The 21,777-nt window shown below is 49.5% G+C and carries 20 protein-coding genes; 18 read left to right on the top strand and 2 right to left on the bottom strand.

From position 1 onward, the window contains the following. Positions 1-68: 68 nt before the first annotated feature. The 6 genes from FHJ80_RS04000 to FHJ80_RS03975 all read left to right on the top strand — a co-directional run bounded on the left by FHJ80_RS04000 (position 69) and on the right by FHJ80_RS03975 (position 4,650). Complete coding sequence (locus FHJ80_RS04000; protein ID WP_139525751.1) at positions 69-1,004, top strand: ABC transporter ATP-binding protein; 936 nt, start codon at positions 69-71, stop codon at positions 1,002-1,004. Continuing rightward, the gene (locus FHJ80_RS03995) at positions 1,001-1,762 is read left to right on the top strand and encodes an ABC transporter permease (protein WP_139525750.1); all 762 of its coding nucleotides are present in this window, start codon (positions 1,001-1,003) and stop codon (positions 1,760-1,762) included. The genes FHJ80_RS04000 and FHJ80_RS03995 overlap by 4 nt, the downstream gene beginning before the upstream one ends. A gap of 47 nt (positions 1,763-1,809) precedes the next feature. Next, a complete protein-coding gene (locus FHJ80_RS03990; RefSeq protein WP_139525749.1) occupies positions 1,810-2,823 on the top strand; it encodes a nucleoid-associated protein in 1,014 nt (337 codons plus the stop codon). Between the two features lie 59 nt (positions 2,824-2,882). Continuing rightward, on the top strand, positions 2,883-3,383 hold the full coding sequence (locus FHJ80_RS03985) for a TerB family tellurite resistance protein (protein ID WP_139525748.1): 501 nt from the start codon (positions 2,883-2,885) through the stop codon (positions 3,381-3,383). Next, positions 3,380-3,973, top strand: a complete 594-nt coding sequence (locus FHJ80_RS03980) for an exopolysaccharide biosynthesis protein (protein WP_139525747.1) — start codon at positions 3,380-3,382, stop codon at positions 3,971-3,973. The genes FHJ80_RS03985 and FHJ80_RS03980 overlap by 4 nt, the downstream gene beginning before the upstream one ends. Positions 3,974-4,080: 107 nt before the next feature. Beyond that, complete coding sequence (locus tag FHJ80_RS03975) at positions 4,081-4,650, top strand: YqhA family protein (protein ID WP_139525746.1); 570 nt, start codon at positions 4,081-4,083, stop codon at positions 4,648-4,650. 31 nt (positions 4,651-4,681) lie between these two features. On the opposite strand, the gene FHJ80_RS03970 is transcribed toward FHJ80_RS03975, so the two are convergent. Together FHJ80_RS03970 and FHJ80_RS03965 are read right to left on the bottom strand one after the other, a co-directional pair. Then, positions 4,682-5,677, bottom strand: coding sequence for a serine hydrolase (locus tag FHJ80_RS03970; RefSeq protein ID WP_139525745.1), 996 nt, complete (start codon positions 5,675-5,677; stop codon positions 4,682-4,684). Between the two features lie 366 nt (positions 5,678-6,043). Continuing rightward, a complete protein-coding gene (locus FHJ80_RS03965) occupies positions 6,044-6,364 on the bottom strand; it encodes a hypothetical protein (RefSeq protein WP_139525744.1) in 321 nt (106 codons plus the stop codon). A gap of 391 nt (positions 6,365-6,755) precedes the next feature. Between FHJ80_RS03965 and fliD (FHJ80_RS03960) the strand changes: the two genes are divergently transcribed. From fliD (FHJ80_RS03960) to FHJ80_RS03905, 12 genes are all read left to right on the top strand, one after another. Next, positions 6,756-8,111 carry a flagellar filament capping protein FliD gene (fliD, locus tag FHJ80_RS03960; protein WP_139525743.1) on the top strand — a complete coding sequence of 452 codons (1,356 nt, stop codon included), beginning with the start codon at positions 6,756-6,758 and terminating at the stop codon, positions 8,109-8,111. Positions 8,112-8,252: 141 nt separating this feature from the next. Further along, the gene (gene fliD, locus FHJ80_RS03955; RefSeq protein ID WP_139525742.1) at positions 8,253-9,635 is read left to right on the top strand and encodes a flagellar filament capping protein FliD; all 1,383 of its coding nucleotides are present in this window, start codon (positions 8,253-8,255) and stop codon (positions 9,633-9,635) included. A 134-nt stretch (positions 9,636-9,769) separates the two neighbouring features. Then, positions 9,770-10,591 (top strand): flagellin, encoded by an 822-nt coding sequence (locus FHJ80_RS03950; RefSeq protein ID WP_139525741.1) that lies wholly within the window; start codon positions 9,770-9,772, stop codon positions 10,589-10,591. A gap of 116 nt (positions 10,592-10,707) precedes the next feature. Beyond that, positions 10,708-14,412, top strand: coding sequence for a glycosyltransferase (locus FHJ80_RS03945; protein ID WP_139525740.1), 3,705 nt, complete (start codon positions 10,708-10,710; stop codon positions 14,410-14,412). Between the two features lie 12 nt (positions 14,413-14,424). Further along, positions 14,425-15,198 carry a glucose-1-phosphate cytidylyltransferase gene (gene rfbF / locus FHJ80_RS03940; protein WP_139525739.1) on the top strand — a complete coding sequence of 258 codons (774 nt, stop codon included), beginning with the start codon at positions 14,425-14,427 and terminating at the stop codon, positions 15,196-15,198. After that, complete coding sequence (gene rfbG, locus FHJ80_RS03935) at positions 15,195-16,256, top strand: CDP-glucose 4,6-dehydratase (protein ID WP_139525738.1); 1,062 nt, start codon at positions 15,195-15,197, stop codon at positions 16,254-16,256. The genes rfbF and rfbG overlap by 4 nt, the downstream gene beginning before the upstream one ends. Positions 16,257-16,270: 14 nt before the next feature. Next, on the top strand, positions 16,271-16,831 hold the full coding sequence (locus FHJ80_RS03930) for a dTDP-4-dehydrorhamnose 3,5-epimerase family protein (protein ID WP_139525737.1): 561 nt from the start codon (positions 16,271-16,273) through the stop codon (positions 16,829-16,831). After that, entirely contained in the window at positions 16,828-18,051 is a 1,224-nt protein-coding gene (locus tag FHJ80_RS03925; RefSeq protein WP_139525736.1) for a class I SAM-dependent methyltransferase, read from the top strand. The genes FHJ80_RS03930 and FHJ80_RS03925 overlap by 4 nt, the downstream gene beginning before the upstream one ends. After that, entirely contained in the window at positions 18,048-19,172 is a 1,125-nt protein-coding gene (locus tag FHJ80_RS03920; protein ID WP_139525735.1) for a DegT/DnrJ/EryC1/StrS aminotransferase family protein, read from the top strand. Before FHJ80_RS03925 ends, FHJ80_RS03920 begins: the two co-directional genes overlap by 4 nt. Beyond that, positions 19,169-19,807 (top strand): acetyltransferase, encoded by a 639-nt coding sequence (locus FHJ80_RS03915; RefSeq protein ID WP_139525734.1) that lies wholly within the window; start codon positions 19,169-19,171, stop codon positions 19,805-19,807. The genes FHJ80_RS03920 and FHJ80_RS03915 overlap by 4 nt, the downstream gene beginning before the upstream one ends. Positions 19,808-19,813: 6 nt before the next feature. Continuing rightward, complete coding sequence (locus tag FHJ80_RS03910; RefSeq protein WP_218013963.1) at positions 19,814-20,599, top strand: cephalosporin hydroxylase family protein; 786 nt, start codon at positions 19,814-19,816, stop codon at positions 20,597-20,599. A 347-nt stretch (positions 20,600-20,946) separates the two neighbouring features. Then, positions 20,947-21,660 carry a mobilization protein gene (locus FHJ80_RS03905; RefSeq protein WP_139525733.1) on the top strand — a complete coding sequence of 238 codons (714 nt, stop codon included), beginning with the start codon at positions 20,947-20,949 and terminating at the stop codon, positions 21,658-21,660. Positions 21,661-21,777: the final 117 nt, after the last annotated feature.

The following is a 21,777-nucleotide window of genomic DNA, read 5'->3' as shown; positions in this document are numbered from 1 at the left end:
GCCGTCGCGGTGCCATTGGCATCGTGCTGTGCCGGTACTGCGCTGGCCCGCGATGTAAGGAGCACGCCTTGAACGACCCTATCATCACCATCGATGGCCTGAATAAAACCTACGAAGGTGGCTTTCAGGCGCTCACCCGTGTGGATTTGACCATCCAACGCGGTGAAATCTTTGCTCTGCTCGGCCCGAACGGGGCGGGTAAAACCACGCTGATTAGCGTGGTATGTGGCTTGGTTAACCCAAGCGAAGGCCATGTCATCGTCGACGGCTTCGATAGCGTGCGCGATTACCGCCAAGCCCGCGAGCGGATCGGTCTCGTGCCGCAAGAACTCACCAACGAAGCGTTCGAAACGGTGTGGAACACGGTGAGTTTCAGCCGCGGCCTGTTTGGCAAAGCCCCCAATCCAGCCCATATCGAAAAAGTGCTCAAGTCGCTCTCACTGTGGGATAAGCGTCACAACCGTTTGATGACGCTCTCCGGCGGTATGAAACGCCGGGTTTTGATTGCGAAAGCACTCTCCCACGAGCCGCGCATTCTGTTTTTGGATGAGCCGACCGCCGGGGTGGATGTCGAGCTTCGCCGGGACATGTGGGACGTGGTGCGCGGGCTGCGCGATGAGGGGGTGACGATCATTCTCACGACCCACTACATCGAAGAAGCCGAAGAGATGGCCGACCGCATTGGCGTCATCAATCGCGGCGAGATCGTACTGGTGGAAGAAAAAGCCGCGCTCATGAAAAAGCTGGGCAGCAAGCAACTGACCCTGCAACTGCATAGCCCGCTGGCGGAATTGCCGCCCGCACTGGCGCAGGAAGCGCTCAGCTTGGCCGCCGACGGTCATGAGCTGGTGTACACCTACGATGGTCGCCAGGAAGAGGAAGGGCGCGGGATCTCTACCTTGTTAACGCAGCTAGAGCAGGCGGGCATTGGCTTTAAAGACCTACACACCCGGCAGAGCTCGCTGGAAGACATCTTCGTTGACTTGGTGAAGGAGCGTTCATGAACCTCTATCCCGTTCGCGCGATTTACATGGCGGAGATGGCGCGCACCCGCCGCACGCTACTGCAAAGCGTCGTCTCGCCGGTGATCTCCACCTCGCTCTACTTCGTGGTGTTTGGCGCGGCGATTGGCTCGCGGATCACGGAAATTGGCGGCGTGAGCTACGGCGCCTTCATCGTGCCTGGCTTGATCATGCTCATGCTGCTGACCCAAAGCGTCTCGAACGCCTCGTTTGGCATCTTTTTTCCCAAGTTTTCCGGCAGCATCTATGAGATTTTGTCGGCGCCGATCTCCTATCTAGAGATCGTCGTGGGCTACGTAGGGGCGGCGGCCTCGAAATCGATACTGCTGGGGCTGATCATTCTCGGCACGTCCAGCTTCTTTGTGCCGTTGCAGATCGCCCACCCGTTCTGGATGCTGACGTTCCTAGTGCTGACCGCCGTCACCTTCAGCTTGCTGGGGTTCATCATCGGCATCTGGGCAGATGGCTTCGACAAGCTGCAGCTCGTGCCGCTGTTGGTGATTACGCCACTCACGTTTTTAGGCGGCAGCTTCTATTCCATCGATATGCTCCCGCCGTTTTGGCAGAGCGTGACCCTGGCGAATCCGGTGGTCTATCTGGTCAGCGGCTTCCGCTGGAGCTTCTACGGCATCAGCGATGTCAGCTTAGGGGCCAGCGTGGCGATGATCTTGCTGTTTCTGGCGGCCAGTCTTGCCACCATTGCCTGGATTTTCCGCACTGGCTACCGCTTGAAGCCTTGATATCGATGTGCGCTAGTCGACGTTTTTTCAAAAGGTGATGTTTGTTTATGCCGCTGCTACACAGTACCGTTTACCGCTTGGAGCCTTCCCTCGACGGCGAACGCTTGAGTGTGACTGCCCCACCTACCGAGGCCGACACCGCTAGCGATGACGCGGTGATGGCAAGCTTGGTGAACGCGCTAAACGACACTTACAACACCAAGACAAAAGGCTGGGGGCGTTTTGCCGAGCAGGGTGAGCAGGCGGGCCCCTTGGTGGCGTGGCTCAAGGCGTATCAAGCCGACGAGCAAACCTTTGCCCAGTTGGCCAGCGCCATGGCCGAGCGGCTGGCTCAAACGCTGCAGGGCCAGCTCTCGGTGGGCGGTTTCTTGGTCATCGCCCACCTTCGTCAAGGTGACACCGAAACGCTGTTCATGGCGCTCGTGCATCAGCGGGAAGGCATTGGCTTCAACGACGCACACCAGGCGGTGCCCGCCGCCCAACTCAATACGAGCCAGCTCACCCTGGCGGCCCGCATCAACCTGACCCAGTGGCAGAGCGGTACGGAAAGCACGCAGTACGTATCGTTCCTGAAGGACCGCGGCGGTAAAAAGCTGGCCGACGGCGTCGCGTCGCTGCTGGGGATGGAGGAGGGCATCGATGCTCCTGCCGAAACCCGTGCGCTGCTGAAAGCCTTTAGCGACTACGTCGAAAAAGAGGACCTGGACGACGATGCCAGCCGTGAAAAAACCGATACGCTGGTCGACTACGCCAACGAGCAGTTACGCCGTGGCGAACCCATGACGCTGGAAGAGCTCTCCGAGCTCGTCGACGAGCAGCAGCCCAAGGCGTTTTACGACCATATTCGCAACGCCGACTACGGCCTTTCGCCGGAAATACCGCCGGACAAACGCACCATTAGCCAGTTTCGCCGCTTTACCGGTCGCTCTGGCGGCGTCTCGATCAGCTTCGATTCACACCTGCTGGGTTCCAGTATTGAATATGACGAAACCCACGATCGGCTGATCATCAAACAGGTGCCCAAACAGCTCAAAGAGCAGCTTGCCAAGCGCAAAGATTGAGGCGGCACTCTCGAGGCATCTTGGAGTCCTAAGCTAGCCACTGACAGGAGGAGTTCGCCATGCTGGATGCTATTCACTCTTTTTTTCAACAGGCCCTCTCTGCGCCTGAGCAGCGTGATGACCAAAGCCTGACCCTGGAGCTAGCCTCGGCAGCGCTACTGTGTGAGGTGATGCGCGCGGACTACGATCAGAGCGACGTAGAGCGCGCGGCCCTCAAGAAGATGCTGATGGCGCGCTACCGGCTCGATGAGCAAGATGTCAGCCAGTTGATGGCATTGGCAGAGGCGGAGGTCGACGATGCAGTGGATCACTATCAGTTCGTTAGCCTGATCAAACAGCACTACGACTACGATCAGCGCCTGGAACTGGTGAACCTCATGTGGGAGCTGGCCTGGGCCGATGGCTCGCTTGACCCGCTGGAAGAGCATCGCATCCGTCGGCTGGCGGATCTACTTTACGTCAGTCATAGCGACTTCATTCGCAGCAAACTCAGCCACTCACCCGACGAGCGCGCTATCCATCACAACACTCACGGCAAAGGAGCGCCGAGACGCCCATGAGCGATACGCAGGAAGCAACGAATTTAACCGAACTGATCCACACCATGGAACGGATGGAGCGGGAAAACGCGAAAGTGAGCGTGGATGATGTGGTGCATGCGGTGGGGCGGCGCTCGTTTGGTCCGCTGCTGCTGTTGGCAGGCTTGATTACACTGGCACCGATCATTGGTGATATCCCCGGGATGCCCACGCTGATGGCCGCCTTGGTGCTGCTCACGTCGGTGCAGCTTTTGATCGGTCGAGCAACGTTTTGGCTACCTAGTTGGTTGCTCAACCGCTCTTTGTCTCGGCATAAATTCGATAAAGGGCTGCACTATATGAAAAAACCGGCCCGTTGGGTCGATGGACTGCTGGGCGTGCGCTTGGCGTGGATGACGGGCTATATCGGTATTCGGGTGACGGCCTTCGCTTGCCTGCTGGTGGCGTTAGCGATGCCACCCATGGAGTTCATCCCTTTCAGTGCCAATGGCGCTGGATTGGCACTTTCGCTGTTTGGGCTGGGGCTGGTGGCGAGAGATGGACTGATGCTCGCGCTGGGGTTTTTGCTGACGGGCGTGACGTTTACGGTCGTCTTGATGAATCTTATTTAATGCTTACCAAGCGCTGCTTGTGAACTGGCTCCGCTGGTCGACGTGTTAGGCAGAGTCAAGGTATGTTTGTGATGGGCTTGGATACCATAAGGAGCAATGCGTCTACGATGAGTCACTCACCTTCACCTCAGTCGACACCGCCACCCAAGCCGCCTCACGAGCAGTCTACTTGGGAGAGGCGTATCGAGACGGCGCTGTGGAATTCGCGCTTTTTGGTCATGCTGGCGGTGGTGCCAAGCCTGCTGGGCTCGCTGATGCTGTTTATCGTCGGTACGTTGGATATTTTCAAGGTAGTGGGGGATGTGCTGCACTACTACTTGGTGGATGACAGCCAAAATATCCATGACACCCTGGTGCCCGACATCATTATCGCGGTGGATATCTATCTGATTGCCATCGTGCTGCTGATTTTCGGGCTGGGCGTGTATCGATTGTTCGTCTCGCGTATCGACCAAGCCGAGGTGCGTTACCCCGCCCACCCCTTCAACGTCGCCTCGCTGGATCAGTTGAAAGACAAAATCGCCCGCGTGGTGATTCTGGCCGTGATCATCGAGTTCTTCCGCGCCGTGGTGGACATTCGCTTTGCCACACCGCTGGATGCGATCTACTTGGCACTGTCCGTGCTGGCGCTGGCCGCTGCGCTCTACTTGATGAGTTTGGCGCATAAAGGGGAGTAGTTGGCGAGGGCATGACGTTTCTTGCGCCGCGCTACTCATCCTCCAATAAACCGACGACCAGCTCATTCAACCGTTGCTGAAATTGGCCGCCGGGAGAGGGCGGCGTTGGGTCTGACGTGATCACCACCGTCATGTCGCGCTCAGGAATCACATACAGCGCCTGCCCGCCATATCCTCTCCCGTAAGCAACGTCTTCACCCGCGAGCGTCGTCATAAACCAGCCAAAACCGTAGCCATCGCCTGTCCAAGGCGATTGGCCTCTGGGCGTCCAAGAGTCTTCTACCCAACCCTCTGGCAGCACGCGCTGGCCATCGCTCTTGCCGTCATTACGGTATAGCTCCCCAATCGCAATGAGCGCGCGTGGGGAAAGCTGCATGTCGTTCCCACCAAAATAGATCCCTTGAGGGTCCTGCGGCCAAGGGGGAATCGCAATACCGAGCGGCTCGCCCAACAAGCGCTGCGCAAGTGCAAGCGTGCTTTCGCCGCTGGCCTGAGTCAGCGCTGCCGACAGCAAATGGCTGGTGCCAGTAGAGTAGAGCATTCGACCACCAGGACGGTCGACGAACGGGCGTGTAAGCGCATCGTTTACCCAGTGAGCGCTAGCTACCCAAGCGCCGTAGTTGCTGCCGGAAGTGCGCTCCAACCCAGCCTGCTGGGCCAACAGGTGAGCGACCGTGATGTCGTTGACTCGACGATCGGCGCTGCTCGGCACGTTATCGAGTAGCGCCACGAGGGGCTGATCCACCGATTCGATAATGCCTGATTCGATGGCCGCGCCGGTCACGGCGGCCAATACCGTTTTAGAAAGCGACTTGACGTTGGCAGGCTCCGCGACGCCGGGACCGCCCTGATGATGCTCATGAATGATCGTACCGTCATGTGCCACCACGACGGTGTGTAGACGATCGAGGGTTCGGGCCTGTCGATCGAGTGCTTGCAGCGCCTCCGATGAAGGGGCTGACGCAAGGACCGGCGTAACGGTCAACGCACTTATTGCACACGCCAGCATAAAAGCCGTCGTTTTCATGGCGATACCTGAGAAGAGAGTGGTACGGCTCTGAAAGCCATGCACAGACAAGGTTCCCTCAGCGGAACGCTGACGGACATTACGCAAATCGATAAAAAGCCTGCTACGCTAAAAGCACCCGTTGAAGGGAAGCAACCCTTTGATTTCCATGAAACGCAAAAGCAAGGAGTGCCATTATGCGTAACATCATCTATATCATCGGCCTGATCGTTGTCGTGCTGTTTATTCTTTCGCTGTTAGGGCTGCGCTAAGCGGTTCTCTCAGAATCGAAGCATTAGTACTGAAATATCAGTGCTAACGCAGCGCGACATCAGCATCTGCCAACGCCCGCTTTCTCAGCGGGCGTTTTCATATCGCTAATGATGCTCAAGCGCAGTCGGCGGCACCTTGACCAAACATATCGAACATTAGCTCTCGGCCCAATGGCGTCAACACCAAGCGGCCATAGTCATTGAACATGGCGGCGTCGCTCTTTTCCAAGGTGGTTTGGCAAATCGCCCAGCGCGGGTGCTGCTGGCGAAGCCTATCCAGCTCTTGGCGGGACAGACCTCGCTGTGTCAGTGTGATGGTTTCGAGCACGTGTCCGCTCTCATACAGCATTTCGGCTACGCTGGAGAGACAGTGTCGTAAGCTGCGCTGAATATGGAAGGAGGCGGTCGACGCAGAGGGTAACGCTTCGGCGGGCATGGGGGGAGGCTCCTGCATTCGCAGCAAAATGGGTGTGCTGCAGTGCATTATAATGCAGGAGGGGGATTAGACCAAGGTCTATATTTCGTGAGGCTCTCAGCGCTTTCTGAGCGGTACCCATAGCTAACTGTCAAGAAAATGAAGTCTTTAAGGTCTATGGTTGATACAAGTTATCCAATGACTGGCGTGAGATTCTTCACGTTACTTGTATTTACATATAGAAACTTAAAAGTTCGTCATACTGGTTAAGTAGTGCTGTGCACTGCCGAAAAATATAAGATAAAGAAAACGGTTAATGATGTTAAGAAATGTCGACTGCGCTAGAAAATACGTTGCCTCTTGATTAGGAGTGACTAATAGCGAGTAAAAACGCACCAATAAAGGCTTGATTATGGCTTCTATTACATCGTTAGGTATTGGTTCTGGCTTGGATCTCAATGGCTTACTGACGCAACTGCAGCAGGCGGAACGTGCCAAACTCGAACCCATCCAGCAACAGATCGAAACAGAGCAGGCGCAAATTTCTGCTTATGGGCAGTTGCAAAGCGCGCTCTCTGCTTTTCAGGCGTCGGCTAAAGCATTGAACGAGCAGGACGCTTTTCAAAGTCTAAGTACGAGTGTGGAAGGGGGTGCCGTTGCTGCTGTGAGTAGCAATGATGCCCAGCCAGGCCAGTACGATATCCAAGTCGATCAGCTAGCCACGGCAGGCAGTTTAGTCACGGAGCGTTTAGACGCCCCGGATGTGGCACTTGTCTCTGGTCAACAAACGCTGTCTTTTTCTCTCGCTGATGGTGCCATAGACCCCATTGTGATCGAGGATGGAAGCACGCTCAATGACATGCGGGATGCTATCAACGCACAAAGTGATGGACGTTTGAGTGCCTCGATCATTAATGATGGGGAAGGGTATCGTCTTTCTGTGAATGCAACGGAAACAGGAGCTGCGGCCAGCATTCAAAGCACTAATTTTTCACAAATTTTAGACGCGAATGTTGCCACTAGCGACACGCAGGTGGTGCAAGCAGGTCAGGATGCGGCGTTCAATGTCAACGGTATTGATATCGTCAGTGCCACCAATCGCATTGAGGATGCTATTCAAGGCGTGACGCTGACCCTATCAGAAGCCAACGCCAGCAGCACTTTGACGGTGTCTCAGGACAGTGAGGCAATTCGTGAGCAGATCACGGCGTTTGTCGATGATTACAACGCGCTGAAAAATACCATTGGCAGCCTGACTGCCTATAATCCGGAAAGCGATAGTGCGGGCGAGCTGAATGGTGACAGCGCCACACGGGCAGTCGAAACTACCTTGCGCCAAGCACTAAGTCGTAGCCTTGGAGGGGATGGCTTCAATATGCTTTCCGATATTGGCATCTCTCTTCAGTTGGATGGAACGTTAGCAATCGATGATGAGCAGCTTGATGGCATCATCGCTAATCAACCCGATCAGTTAATGGACTTCTTTGCAGGCACCTCCAGTGAGGATGGCATGGCAGGACAAATTTCAGCGACGATCGAACAGCTCGTCGGGCCAAGCGGACGACTGGAAAACGCTGTGAGCAGCTCAGAGCGTCGGGTTTCGTCGCTAAACGATCGCTTCGCGACAACGGAAAGCCGTATCGACCAAACGGTTGAGCGCTACCGGGCTCAGTTCGCCGCGATGGACAGCATGGTAGGTCAAATGAATCAGACCAGCGCCTACCTGACTCAGCAGCTTGCGACACTAGGCCAGATAGGCCAAAACTAAACTCGAATACGAAGTCATGTTGGCCTAGAGTATCCTCTAGGCCTTTTTTAGCTCTTTGATCCTTGCAAAGCTAAAGTTTTTTTCCACCCTGCCGATAATCTACTCAGTCTATAACTTTTAAACGAAAAGGAGCTGAGCCACATGGCGACGATTACCTCTCTTGGCGTTGGTTCAGGTTTGGATTTGAATGGCCTGTTGACTCAGCTGCAAGCGTCTGAGCGGCAGAAGCTAACGCCGCTCACGCAGCAACAGAATACTCAACAAACCAAAATATCGGCGTACGGTCGCCTGCAGTCGGCAATGGATCGTCTGCAAGAGTCGATTACCGCGTTGAACGATGCTTCCACGTTTAATCAGCAAAAAAGTACGGTGACTGGCGAAGGGGTCAGCGCGACAGCAGGAGAGTCGGCCAACGCTGGACGTTACGATATCAATGTGACACAGCTGGCACGGGCGGGCAGCGTGGCGTCTAACAGCGTCACGATGGATCAAGTCCTGGCTGCCAGCGACACCACCCTAACGTTAGATTTTGGCGCCACCTATACCGACGGCGCGTTCGATCCGAATGCGCCGGCCTTGAGCAGCAAAACGATCAATATTTCTGCAGGCAGCACATTAGCTAGCGTGCGCGATCAAATTAATGCCGATGCAGACGCTGGCGTGACGGCCTCTATCGTGAATGACGGCACAGGCTACCGGCTAGCCTTGAGCTCAAAAGAAACCGGTAAAGAAGCTTCGATTATTGGTTTTTCGGGTCTAGATGGCCTGTCCATGGATACCAGTACACGACGTGCAGGCCAGGATGCCGCTCTGGAAGTGAATGGCATTGCGATTACAAGCAGTGGCAACCGGGTGGAAGGTGCTATCCAAGGCGTAACGCTCGACCTGACAGCGGCTTCACAAACGCCCGTTAGTCTTGTCATTGAGCGCGATGAAGACTCTTTAAAAGAAGCCATTAAGGAGTTTGTCAGCACCTACAATGAAATGAAGTCCACCGTAGGCCGTATGACAGCGTTCAATGGTGAGGGAGAGACGTCTGGCGAGCTGCTAGGCGACCGCACCGTACGCACTGTTGAAACACGGCTAAGCCGTGACGTGACAAATCCAGTGGGTACTGGCGACTTTACTCGTTTGGCGCAGTTTGGCATCGCGATCGATGAGCGTGGCCGTCTTCAGGTAGATGATACGAAATTGGACGAGGCAATCTCCAACAGCCCTGAAGCTCTCAGCGCTTTTTTTGCAGGTGAGTCATCAGAAGAGGGGTTTGCGGGCAGGTTGAGCGCGACGCTCAAGTCGATTACCGGTGACGATGGTCTGATTCAAACTTCTGTGAACAGCGCAGAGCAGCGAATCGACAATCTCAAGGAACGGAAGGCCAGAATGGAGCTGAGCATCGAGCGCAACATCTCCCGCTATCGTACTCAGTTCGCTCAATTGGATGGCATGATCGCACAGATGAACTCGATGGGCTCCTACCTAGCACAGCAGTTCAGCATGCTGAACGCCATGCAGAATAATAACTAAGCTGGTTACATTGTTTTACAAAAAAAGCGCTTAATTTTTTAAAGATTCTGACTGGCCTGCCGTTAATTAAAATAACGGCGGTTGACCGCCGCAAAGCAGGCCTGATGGCCAGTTAATCTTCAAGGAGCACTTCCATGTCTGTGATCAATACGAACATCACTGCCCTGATCGGTCAGAACAACCTGTCTAACTCCCAGGCCATGCTGGCCAAGGCGCAAGAGCGTCTGTCTTCTGGCCTGCGTATCAACAGCGCTGCCGACGACGCTGCTGGTCAAGCCATCGCCAACCGCATGAGCGCTCAAATCACGGGCATGCAGCAAGCTCAGCGTAACACCAATGACGGTATTTCTCTGGCACAGACTCAAGAAGGCGGTCTGAACCAGATCAGCGACAACCTTCAGCGTATTCGCGAGCTGGCGGTTCAGGCAGCTAACGATACCAACACAGCAGAAGACCGCTCATCTATCCAGCTAGAAATCGACGAGCGTATTTCTGAAATTACTCGTGTTGCCAACGCGACTACATTTAACGGTACTAACTTGCTGAACGCAGACGGTACTTTGAACATTCAAGTGGGCGCCAATACCACCGCTGATGTTGATAACCTTTCCATTAGTACCGTGGATGCTACAGCAAGCACTCTGGGAATCGATGCTCTCAGCGTTGCTGATTTCGATTCTGCACAGTCGGCAATCGATGCTGTTGATAGTGCTCTACAAACCATCGATGACAACCGCGCTACACTAGGTGCGACCATCAACCGTTTCGAATCAGTACTTGAGAACCTGACCACTGACGTCACTAACCTGTCAGAAGCTCGTTCACGTATCCAAGACGCTGATTACGCCGAAGAGGTATCCAACCTGACTCGTGCACAGATTCTGCAACAGGCAGGTACTTCTATGCTGGCTCAGGCGAACCAGACGCCGCAGTCGGTACTGTCTCTGCTGGGCTAATTGCTACGCAGTTAAAGCAAGAAATAGAAGCGAAGGCTGGCCATTGGCCAGCCTTTTTTGTATGCCAGATCGCGTTACAATGGCATCTCACTTCATGTCTGCAGGGTTAGGAAAGAATGTCTCGGAAAAAGTCGAAACGTACAAATAAACCAGCTAACTCTAGTGCGCTGAAACCAGCTATGCATCACTACCTGAAAGAGTTTCAGGAGCATTTCGACAACCGACGTTATGCCCAAGCACTTGCTATAGCAAATCGCTTGATAGATGCTTTTCCTAAGTCTCCAGAATCATGGGAGTTAAAAGCAAACGCTTTGGGTAATCTTGATCGAATGCGAGAAGCGTCTGCTGCCATGGCGACTTCATGCTCTTTACTGCCTCATCAAAATACAAAAGCGTCAATAAAATATGCACAGTATCTTTTGCTTGCTGGTTTTGCTGAAGAAGCATTGAAAGTACTACTGCCATTGCACAAATATGAGCCTCGTAACGTCAAGGTGTGGACATGGACAAGTCGTGCTTACCATGTTTTGGGGCGTATTGAGCATGCACTAGATGCCAATGATAAAGCATGCGATATAAGCCCCAATGACCCTGAGGCACTTTTGTGGCGAAGCCGAATCATGGATCAAGCCAAAAGACCTACGGAGGCCCGCAAAGCAGCTGTCAAGCTAAAAAAAATTGCGCCTGCCCGTTTAGGTATTAGCAATCATATTGCTAGTCTAGACCTCCGCGAAGGACTTTATGAGAGTGCTGAGCAGCATTTCAATGATGAGCTAAAGCTCCAAGATAATTCAAGTGTGGCTACTAATCTGTTGGTGGCCAAACATTATAACCCCACATATACAGTAGATGATATTTATAAATCTGCTCGTGAGTGGCAGAAAAAGTATGTAAATAGTGATCTGGTGAACAGGGCGAGTACAAAAAAATATTCGAATAAGCGGGTGCGTATAGGACTATTGTCGGGCAGCTTTAGAATTCACCCTGTTGGACAAATGATCTTGCCAGCACTGCAGAATTTGGATAATAGAGAATTAGAGCTCTTTGCTTATAGTACTAATCAAAAAACTGATAATTTAACTCAGAAGATTAAGAAGTGCGTCAATAAATGGATTGATGTGGCTGGCTTAAATGATGATGAGCTTGATAATCAAATACGTCAAGATGCGATTGATATCCTGATCGATTTAAATGGTGGTGGTGAAGGGTCTCGCTACCAAGTGATTTCAAGAGAACCAGCGCCATTGATCGTCAAATGGGTGGGGATGTTGATCAATACTACAGGGCTTGACTGTTTCGATTATCTCCTAAGCGACGGCATTGAGACACCTTTGGGCGTAGATATGCTATATACTGAAAAGCTGATTCGCCTGCCAGACGATTACGTTTGCTACCATATCCCTGATTATATCCCCGATGTTAATGGTCTGCCTGCGTTAAAGAATGGCTACATAACATTTGGCTGCTTGAATAACCCTGCTAAGTTGTCACCTCTACTAATAAAAGAATGGGCTGATTTGCTCAAAGAAATTCCTAATAGCAAGCTGTTATTACGTGGCATTCAGTTTGAAGGAGAAGAGTTCTGTAAACGTATGGAGTCTCGATTCTTTGAGCATAGTGTAGATCGTGATCGTTTGATATTACAGGGGCCCGCTAGACACCAAGAGTTTTTAACTACCTATCAAAGCATTGATATTGCATTAGATACATGGCCATACTCCGGTGGTTTAACTACGTGTGAAGCACTCGCAATGGGAGTTCCGGTAGTGACATGCATGGGGCCGACCTTTGCCGGTCGACATAGTGCAACGCACTTAGCAAATGCGGGCTTACCCGAGCTTGTTACCGATAACTGGTATGACTTCCGGAAACGAGCAAAAGAGCTTGCCAGCGATTTACCTAATTTAGCGGTCATACGCGCCGCGTTGCGCACGATTTTAAAAGAGTCTCCTGTATGTGACGGTGCTCGTTTTGCTAAAAATTTTACGAAGGCGATGCGTGGTATATGGCAGCGTCACTGTGAAGGCAAAGCGCCAGAAGCACTCACTTTTAATAAAGAGGGAGATGCTTGGTTTACTGATGAAGGTCAGCCAATTGAGCTAGCGAAGGTAGAAGCAAAACCAGAGTTTCAAGAAGCGGATTTTGAGTGGAACCTGGAAAGCCCCATTACCGTCATTGACAATGGCACATTGTTTGCCAGACATCCAAAATTCACCGAGTGGATGCAAACAGGCAACTTTGCCGTCATTACCTTCGATCCTGGGAGTTTACTAACTAAGCAGGCTGGTGATCTAAAACAGCTTGGCGAATGGCACCACTACCCTCACGCTACATTAGGAGATGGTAAGGATGCTACGTTGTACGCAACGTTGGACCCTGAGTTAACAGGTACACTCCAACCTTTAGAGGAGCAGCAAACTGGTGAGCAGGATGATCCTCTTCGTGTGCTGTCAATGCTGCCTACGAGTACGGTGCCGCTTAATGCTATTGAAGGGCTTCCAGGTATTGATTTACTTTTATTAGATAGCTTGAACGATGCTATAGCTATTTTGGAAAATGGCCATATATATTTGGCTAATACCTTACTTGTGCAGGTGAAGTTAGCTTTTCAGCCAACCCACCAGCGCCAGCCCAACTTAGCCGAAGTGCAGAATTGGATGGTTCGCCACGGTTTCCGCTTTTATCGTTTCAACAACGAGCAGTACCGCAGCTACCTACCCTTAAGTATGCCCGCAGAGAAGCGACAAGCGACAGAATTGGCAAGTGCCGATGCTATTTTCCTGCCAAATCATGAGCGTATGGCGGAGTTGAGCCAAGAACAATGTATGAGGCTCGCGTTCTTTTTGTATACGGTGTACGGCATCAAGGATATGGCGTATGCGTTGTTAGCTCAGGTGGATGGGGAGAAAGCTCAGGGGTACTTGGTGGTGGATGGCTTGGCTAATAAAATGAAACAGCCAGAGTTGAAGCGTGAAGTGATTTATGACCCCAGCGAGCTTGAGTGTAACCAGCGTGAATTTACCCTGTGTGTAGGAGTGCCGGTTTATAATGAAGAAAAATATATACGTGAAACCATTAAGTCATTGAAAAAACAAGACTTTGGCGATGTAAAGTTTCTGATTTCAGATAACTGCTCCACAGACAATACGTTGAATATCATTTGTGAAGAGGTGATAGGGGATGACCGATTTGAAATATTTCAACACCAAGGTAATGTAGGAGCTGCTGGTAATTTTGAGTTCGCATTTAAGAATAGTCGGTCGAAATATTTTATGTGGCTAGGTGGACATGATTTTCTGTCAGACTCTTATCTTTCAACGGTTATTGAAAGTATAGTGAGAGATTCGGGCGTATCCATGGTGATGGGTAAACCAGTGGCGGTAGCTGAAAACTCAAAAGAAATTGGCTTTTTAGAGAGCGGGGTTTATGATTTTTTTGATGATAAAAAGGAAAGTCGCTATTTGAAGTCTGTTGCTGAGCTTTCAAATTGTACTGTGGTACACGCAATTTTTCTTCGTGAGGCTTTGGAGAATTTTGAGTTTAGAGTGACCTTGTCGCCTGATCATGTTTTGATAAGTCATCTTCTTTGGCATGGAAAGCTAAAGAACTTGTCAAATGTTTTTTATTATAGACGCTTTTTTGGTAAAAGGAAGGAAAGTCAAGATGAAAGAATTGCAGGAAGACCATTGAAGCTTGAGAGGAAAGATTTCTTTGATTATTACTTAGATGATTTGAGTAAGTTGTCTAAAGATTCTGACCCCTTGATTCGTAAAAAACTTATTGTGAGTGTGGATGACATTCTCAGGGCTAGGTTCGGTTAAAAGGAGACGTTTATGAAGTGCGTGATATTAGCTGGCGGGCTTGGTACCAGAATATCTGAAGAAACACACTTAAAGCCAAAGCCGATGATTGAGATCGGTGGTAAGCCGGTTCTCTGGCATATAATGAAGTTGTATTCTATTTACGGGGTTAATGACTTTATTATTTGTTGCGGGTACAAAGGCTATGTTATCAAAGAGTATTTTGCTAATTATTTTTTGCATATGTCAGATGTAACTTTTGATATGTCAAGCAATACAATGCAAGTGCATGATAAACATGCCGAACCATGGAAGGTCACATTGGTTGATACAGGGGAAGAAACTTTAACAGGCGGGCGCCTCAAGCGGGTCGCAAAATATGTACGTGATGAAGTATCTTTTTGTTTTACCTATGGCGATGGAGTGGCCGATATAGATATTGCCGCTCAACTTGCTTTTCATCAGCAGCATGGAAAGCTCGCTACTGTAACGGCAGTACAACCTCCAGGTCGTTATGGAGCATTGCTTCGAAATGGAACTACGGTAAGTGGTTTCCAGGAAAAGCCACCAGGTGATGGCGCTTGGATTAACGGTGGTTTTTTTGTACTCCATCCAAAAGTTTTGGAATTTATTGATGGGGACCAAAGTTCATGGGAGGGCCGTCCACTGGAAAACATTGCTAAAAGTGGACAGTTGGAAGCTTTTGAACATATTGGTTTTTGGCAACCCATGGATACTCTGCGTGAAAAAAATTATTTAGAGCATCTTTGGGATTCCGGTAAAGCTCCTTGGAAACTGTGGTCATGAATAAGGAATCATCGTCTTTCTGGCAGGGCAAGCGAGTGCTGGTGACCGGCCACACAGGCTTCAAGGGAGGCTGGTTAGCCTTGTGGTTGCAGCGCTTGGGTGCTGAAGTGACAGGGCTGGCTTTAGCGCCTTATACGCACCCAAATTTGTACATGCTTGCCAATGTAGATAACAGCTTAAAGAGCTACGAATGCGATATCCGCGATGCTCATAACGTCTCGCGCGTTGTACAAGAAGCTAAACCAGAAATAGTATTTCACTTAGCTGCACAATCATTAGTGCGTGCTAGCTACAAAGACCCGCTGGCTACATATGCTACCAATGTTCAAGGTACAGCCAATGTGCTTAATAGCTTGCGAGGATTGGAGAACGCGCGTGTAGTTGTTACGGTTACTACGGATAAGGTTTACCGCAACCTAGAGCAGCCATATCCGTATCGCGAAACTGATAATCTTGGCGGCCATGATCCCTATAGTGCTAGTAAGGCTGCTGCTGAGCTGGTAGTAGCCAGTTATCGGGATGCTTTTTTGTTAGAGCAAGGTGTTGCTGTGGCGACGGCCCGTGCCGGTAATGTAATTGGTGGAGGTGATTGGGCGGAGGATCGCTTATTGCCTGATGCCGTGCGTGCCTGGAGCGCTGGGCACTCATTATACATTAGACGGCCAAAATCGGTTCGCCCCTGGCAGCATGTGCTAGAGCCACTTTATGGGTATTTGAATCTGGCAGAGCAGCTCTATAAAGATCCCAAAAAAGCAGGTGCTTATAACTTCGGCCCCCGCTCTCATGAGGCAGCTACTGTAAGAGATGTCATTTCACAGGCGTGCAAATCATTTGGGAGCGGTAAGATTGAGTGGGGTGATGGTTGTGGAGGGCCGCATGAAGCAAATTGGTTGGCTCTAGAAACAGCAAAAGCACGTATTACACTAGGTGTTGAGTCGCGATGGGACTTGGCGAAATCTATAGCCTGTACGATGAATTGGTACCGACGACAGCTTGCAGGGGAGTCAGCGCAAGCCCTTTGTCTAGAAAATATTACTACCTATGAGTCACATATTTAAGGTATGAAATCATAATGCGCTTGCTGAACGTGAGCAACACCCCGTTGAATGGATTAATGCTTGTGCAAAGGCATCAAGTTGGAGATCATCGAGGCTATCTTCAGCGATTATTTTGTGCTGAATTTTTAAAGCAGGCCGGTTGGCATGCTCCTATCATGCAAATTAATCATACTTTTACATGTCTTAATGGTACTGTTCGTGGCCTACATTTTCAATATGCACCTTACACTGAAATGAAATTAGTGACTTGCTTGAAGGGTGCGGTGTGGGATTTGGCTGTCGATTTACGTCACGGTTCACCTACTTTTCTCCATTGGCACGCGGAAAAATTGAGTGCAGATAACCAGAGATCCTTGATGATACCGGAAGGTTTTGCACATGGATTTCAAACCTTGAGTGATGACGTTGAAATGCTCTATTTTCATTCTCAAAGTTATATGCCTGCTATGGAAGGAGGGGTGCATCCACAGGACCCTCGTCTAGCGATTAATTGGCCACTACCTATAAAAAAATTATCGGATCGAGACGCTTCTCATAAACTAATTGACAATAATTTTGAAGGAGTTGTGCTTTGAACTGTCGACATTGTGGGGCATCTTTAAATCACACGTTTCTTGACCTAGGTTTTGCTCCACACTCCAATGCCTATCTTACGCTAGCTGATCTTGCTAAACCCGAAAAATATTTCCCGTTAAGAGTTAAGGTTTGTGATGAATGTTGGCTAGTGCAGACGGAAGATCATGCTCATGCCAGCGAACTTTTTAGCCCAGATTATGCTTACTTCTCCAGTACTTCTAGCAGCTGGCTGGCACATGCTGAACAATACGCTACACAGATATCTAGTGAGCTGAATCTTAATACTGACAGTCTAGTTATCGAAGTGGCATCTAATGATGGGTATTTGCTGAAAAACTTTGTTGCCATGGATATACCATGCCTTGGCATCGAGCCAACCGACAGCACTGCTATGGTCGCGGAAGAGAAAGGCATTCCTGTTCTGCGTGATTTTTTTAGTGAAGCGCTGGGTAAACAACTGGCTCATGAAGGCAGGCAGGCAGATTTAATTATCGGTAATAATGTTTATGCTCATGTGCCTGATATTAATGATTTCACGCGTGGGCTTAAGTCGGTGCTTAAGTCAGGTGGTACTATCACTCTAGAATTTCCCCATCTAATGCGATTGATTGAGCATTGTCAGTTCGACACTGTTTATCATGAGCATTACTCTTATTTATCGCTATCCACTGTAAGCCGTATTTTCCAGGCCACGGGCCTACGTATTTGGAATGTTGAAGAGTTGGATACTCACGGGGGAAGTTTGCGTATATACGGCTGTCATGATGATGATGATAGAGAAGATCATCAATCAGTTTCGAAAATATTGCACCTAGAGATAATCCGTGGTATGCAGCAATTGGATGTTTATCTTGACTTTCAATTTCGCGCTAACAAAATCAAGAATGACCTGCTTTGTTTTCTAATAAAACAAAAAAATGCAGGAAAAATAGTTGCTGCTTATGGCGCAGCTGCTAAAGGAAACACTTTGCTTAATTATGCTGGAGTTAAGCCAGATTTGCTTCCTTTAGTGTGCGACGCTGCGGCATCCAAGCAAGGGAAATTTATGCCAGGCAGTCATATTCCAATTTTTTCGCCGAATCAGCTTTTTGTTAAAAAACCAGACTATGTTTTGATTTTACCGTGGAATATTTGTGAAGAAGTCAGGCATCAGAATGCAGATCTTGAAAAGAGTGGGGTGAAATTTATAACAGCTGTTCCAGAGCTGAGGGTCTTATGAAAACGAGAATACCGTACACTAAACCTTCCATCACGGATCTAGAAGTGCGTTATGCAACCGATGCTGCTGCTAATGGCTGGGGAGAGCAGTGTTATGACTACATTTACCGTTTTGAGGAGTTGTTTAAACAGCACTTGAATGTAAATTACGCTATAGCGACTTCTAGTTGTACCGGAGCACTGCATATGGGGATGGCTGCGCTCGGTATTGGCCCTGGTGATGAAGTGATTATGGCTGATAGCAACTGGATTGCTACTGCGGCTCCAATCGTACACTTAGGTGCAGAACCTGTCTTTGTGGATATATTGCCTGATAGCTGGTGCATTGACCCAGAAAAAGTAGAAGCTGCTATTACCCCTCGCACAAAAGCCATAGTCGCTGTGCATCTGTACGGTAACCTGTGCGAAATGGATCGGTTATTGGAGATTGGTGAAAAATACGGTCTTCCTATAATTGAAGATGCAGCTGAGGCTATCGGCTCCGTATATCATGGTAAGCGGGCAGGTTCTATGGGGAGTTTTGGTGCTTTTTCTTTCCATGGCACCAAGACCCTCACGACTGGGGAGGGGGGGATATTCGTTACTAACGATGAGGGACTTTATGAGCGAGTGCTAACCTTAAGCAATCATGGCCGAGCGCGTGGTCAGGTAAAGCAGTTTTGGCCTGATGAAGTTGGTTTTAAATACAAAATATCTAATATTCAAGCTGCAATAGGGTGTGCGCAAATGGAGCGTATCGATGAGTTAATAAATAAAAAAAGAGAAATATTGGCTGCTTACCATGAAAAGCTAGCTTACGTTACTGAAGTCAGTATTAACCTTGAGCCCCCTGGGACAATAAATGGGGCATGGATGCCGACAGTCGTCTTTGCACCTGAGACAGGTATTTCGCGAGAAATGCTACAGAATGCTTTTGCCGCCGAAAATATAGATGCTCGTGTGTTTTTTTGGCCGCTATCTAGCTTACCTATGTTCAAGCCAGTTTTGTCTAATGCCTATTCTTACACTCTTCATCAAAGAGCGATCAATCTTCCAAGCTATCATGATATACATAGTGACGAAATTGAGAGAGTGATAGAAGTACTTCTGAAAATGCTGGGAAAAGCGCGGAGTTCTCAATGAATGTTTATCTTCTTGGAGCGTCAAATCCTGAAACCATGCGTGTGATACGTGCTGTAGAGCGTGTCTCTCCAAATGTTAAATTTCGAGGTATGCTTGATAATAATCCTGAAAAAAAGGGCCTTTCTTTTTATGGGCTGCCTATTTTAGGTGGTGTGGAGAAAGTTTCAGATTTGAAGGCAGAAAATGTTGGCTTTGTCAATTTGATTACAAGGAATACGGCTGTCCGTCACCAAACAACTCAATCAATAATTGATGCCGGTGGGCGATTAGTTAATTTAATCCATCCAAGTATAGACCTGGCGATGACGGAGATAGGTGTGGGTGTTTATTTGCAAGAATCAGTTATTCTCCAGGCAGGGGTTCAAATAGGCGATAATACAAGCATTCATATGGCTTCTGTTGTCGGTCATGAGTCCAAGATCGGGTGCTCTGTTTTTATAGCCCATGCTGTTAGTATTTCAGGCTGCTGTAAAGTCGGCGATGGAGCATTTATAGGCACAAATGCAACTATTCTTCCTCGAATTAATATAGGTCGTTGGGCCACTATCGGTGCTGGTGCAGTGGTTACTAAAGATGTCCCTGATTATTCAGTAGTCGTAGGTAATCCTGGGAAAGTAGTGAAAACTAATAAATGAGGCTTGATGATGTTGAATCAAAAAGAAATCTTTCTTGATGAGTTTAAAAAAAACACTGCTGCTTTGGGGGATGATGAGGTTTTGTTGGAGAAGTCATTAGACTGGATAAATAGAAGTGCTGTTCATAAATATACATATCATTTTTCGTGTCTTGGGCGCCCTATAATCCAGTATCCTCAAGATATGATTGCTATTCAAGAGATTATCTGGGAGGTTAAGCCGGATTTGATTATAGAAACCGGTATTGCGCACGGTGGTTCATTGATGCTAAGTGCATCCATGCTCGCGCTACTAGATTTGTGCGAAGCCATCGAAACTGGCAAAACCATTAATCCCAAGTATTCTAAACGCAAAGTGTTGGGTATCGATATCGATATTCGCGCGCATAATAGGGAGGCTATTGAAGCTCACCCATTGTCCTCACGTATCGAAATGATTCAAGGCTCCAGTATTGCACCTGAGGTGATTGAACAGGTTCAACAAATAGCTAAGAGGTATGAGCGCGTGTTGGTATGCCTAGATTCTAACCATACCCATGACCACGTCCTGGCCGAGTTGGAAGCTTATGCGCCATTGACGAGTGTTGGCAGCTATTGTGTAGTCTTTGACACTATCGTAGAAGATATGTCTGCTGATATGTTTCCTGACCGCCCCTGGGGGCCTGGCAATAACCCAAAAACAGCTGTATGGGAATATCTTTCAAAGCATGACGGATTTAAAATAGATAAGGATATCCATAATAAGCTTATGATTACGGTTGCCCCAGATGGGTACTTGAAGCGTATGCTTTAATTTAGTTATAAGAAGGCTAGACGTTACTCTTTAAAAGATTAATGCCTAGCCAAACTATCATCTCGTTTTGGTGTCTTTAAGATTTCGTGTGGTGCCTGTTTTTAAGCATCATCGTTGGTTGTTGCTGATTTGACTAATGTGTTTCAGAGTTCGTAGCTAAAGATTATTTTTTTTGATGCCGTTAGCGAGTGAGCATTTTGGATGGTTGTCTTCATTATTATATTTGATTTTCTTTACGTTTTCGCTCATTTCTTTCTTATTTTACTTCGTTCAACCTATTCTGCTTGCTAACTAATTTCCTGCTAAATTCTCAACAGGGCATCGGGCCCGACGGCGGAGAGACACGGATGGGTAAGGTTCACTTTATTGGCGGTGAGAAGGGTGGGGTGGGCAAGTCGATGACGGCGCGGGTGTTGGCGCAGTACTACATCGATCACGAACGGCCGTTTTTGGGCTTTGATTGCGACGCCTCCCACGGTACGTTTTCACGCTTTTATCAAGAGTACGCCTCGCCGGTGGTGGTAGGCGACGACGACAGCCTGGACGGCATGCTCTCGGCGGTCGAGGAGCACCCGGATCGCGATTTGATCATCGACTTGGCTGCGCAATCGGCCCAGCCCATCAATCGCTGGATCGATGAAACCGATGTGTTCGGCCTGCTCGATGAGTTGGGTATGCAAGTCGTGTGGTGGCACGTAATGGACGATGGCGCCGATTCGGTGACGCTGCTGTCTCAGGTGTTGGCGCGCTACGCATCGCAACCCGTCGACATCGTGGTGGTGCAGAACAAAGGCCGCGGCGAACATTTCGAGCGCTTTCTGCAGTCAGATACCTATACGCAAGCTCTTGACCAGGGGGTGGCGCTCATCGAGCTTCCAAGACTGCATGCCAAGCTCACCCAAAAAATCGATTTCAATAACAGTAGCTTCTGGGCGGTGGCCAACGACCGCCGCCTGATGAACATTGCCGAGCGCCAACGTATGAAGGTGTGGCTTCGTCATGCCTATGAGCAGTTAGAGCAGGTCGTCGGCCTGGGCGGCGAGTCGATGCAGTCAACTTGAGATATGGCTAGTTCCAAAAAACCATAAGCAGGCGGTTTATTATTTCTTTTTTGCTGGTATCTTGTCGGCATTGCGCTGGTGACGGGCACCCCGACGCCAGTGCCCCTGTCTCTACGA

Source organism: Halomonas sp. BL6 (assembly GCF_006228115.1).
Classification (GTDB): Bacteria; Pseudomonadota; Gammaproteobacteria; order Pseudomonadales; family Halomonadaceae; genus Vreelandella; species Vreelandella piezotolerans.
Note: the sequence above shows the minus strand (reverse complement) of the source record. Positions and strands in the feature narration are given on the sequence as shown.

Coding starts and splice junctions, on each gene's coding strand:
- FHJ80_RS03995 (WP_139525750.1), top strand. CDS start 1,001: ATGAACCTCTATCCCGTTCGCGCGATTTACATGGCGGAGATGGCGCGC.
- FHJ80_RS03990 (WP_139525749.1), top strand. CDS start 1,810: ATGCCGCTGCTACACAGTACCGTTTACCGCTTGGAGCCTTCCCTCGAC.
- FHJ80_RS03985 (WP_139525748.1), top strand. CDS start 2,883: ATGCTGGATGCTATTCACTCTTTTTTTCAACAGGCCCTCTCTGCGCCT.
- FHJ80_RS03980 (WP_139525747.1), top strand. CDS start 3,380: ATGAGCGATACGCAGGAAGCAACGAATTTAACCGAACTGATCCACACC.
- FHJ80_RS03975 (WP_139525746.1), top strand. CDS start 4,081: ATGAGTCACTCACCTTCACCTCAGTCGACACCGCCACCCAAGCCGCCT.
- FHJ80_RS03970 (WP_139525745.1), bottom strand. CDS start 5,677: ATGAAAACGACGGCTTTTATGCTGGCGTGTGCAATAAGTGCGTTGACC.
- FHJ80_RS03965 (WP_139525744.1), bottom strand. CDS start 6,364: ATGCCCGCCGAAGCGTTACCCTCTGCGTCGACCGCCTCCTTCCATATT.
- fliD (WP_139525743.1), top strand. CDS start 6,756: ATGGCTTCTATTACATCGTTAGGTATTGGTTCTGGCTTGGATCTCAAT.
- fliD (WP_139525742.1), top strand. CDS start 8,253: ATGGCGACGATTACCTCTCTTGGCGTTGGTTCAGGTTTGGATTTGAAT.
- FHJ80_RS03950 (WP_139525741.1), top strand. CDS start 9,770: ATGTCTGTGATCAATACGAACATCACTGCCCTGATCGGTCAGAACAAC.
- FHJ80_RS03945 (WP_139525740.1), top strand. CDS start 10,708: ATGTCTCGGAAAAAGTCGAAACGTACAAATAAACCAGCTAACTCTAGT.
- rfbF (WP_139525739.1), top strand. CDS start 14,425: ATGAAGTGCGTGATATTAGCTGGCGGGCTTGGTACCAGAATATCTGAA.
- rfbG (WP_139525738.1), top strand. CDS start 15,195: ATGAATAAGGAATCATCGTCTTTCTGGCAGGGCAAGCGAGTGCTGGTG.
- FHJ80_RS03930 (WP_139525737.1), top strand. CDS start 16,271: ATGCGCTTGCTGAACGTGAGCAACACCCCGTTGAATGGATTAATGCTT.
- FHJ80_RS03920 (WP_139525735.1), top strand. CDS start 18,048: ATGAAAACGAGAATACCGTACACTAAACCTTCCATCACGGATCTAGAA.
- FHJ80_RS03915 (WP_139525734.1), top strand. CDS start 19,169: ATGAATGTTTATCTTCTTGGAGCGTCAAATCCTGAAACCATGCGTGTG.
- FHJ80_RS03910 (WP_218013963.1), top strand. CDS start 19,814: ATGATGTTGAATCAAAAAGAAATCTTTCTTGATGAGTTTAAAAAAAAC.
- FHJ80_RS03905 (WP_139525733.1), top strand. CDS start 20,947: ATGGGTAAGGTTCACTTTATTGGCGGTGAGAAGGGTGGGGTGGGCAAG.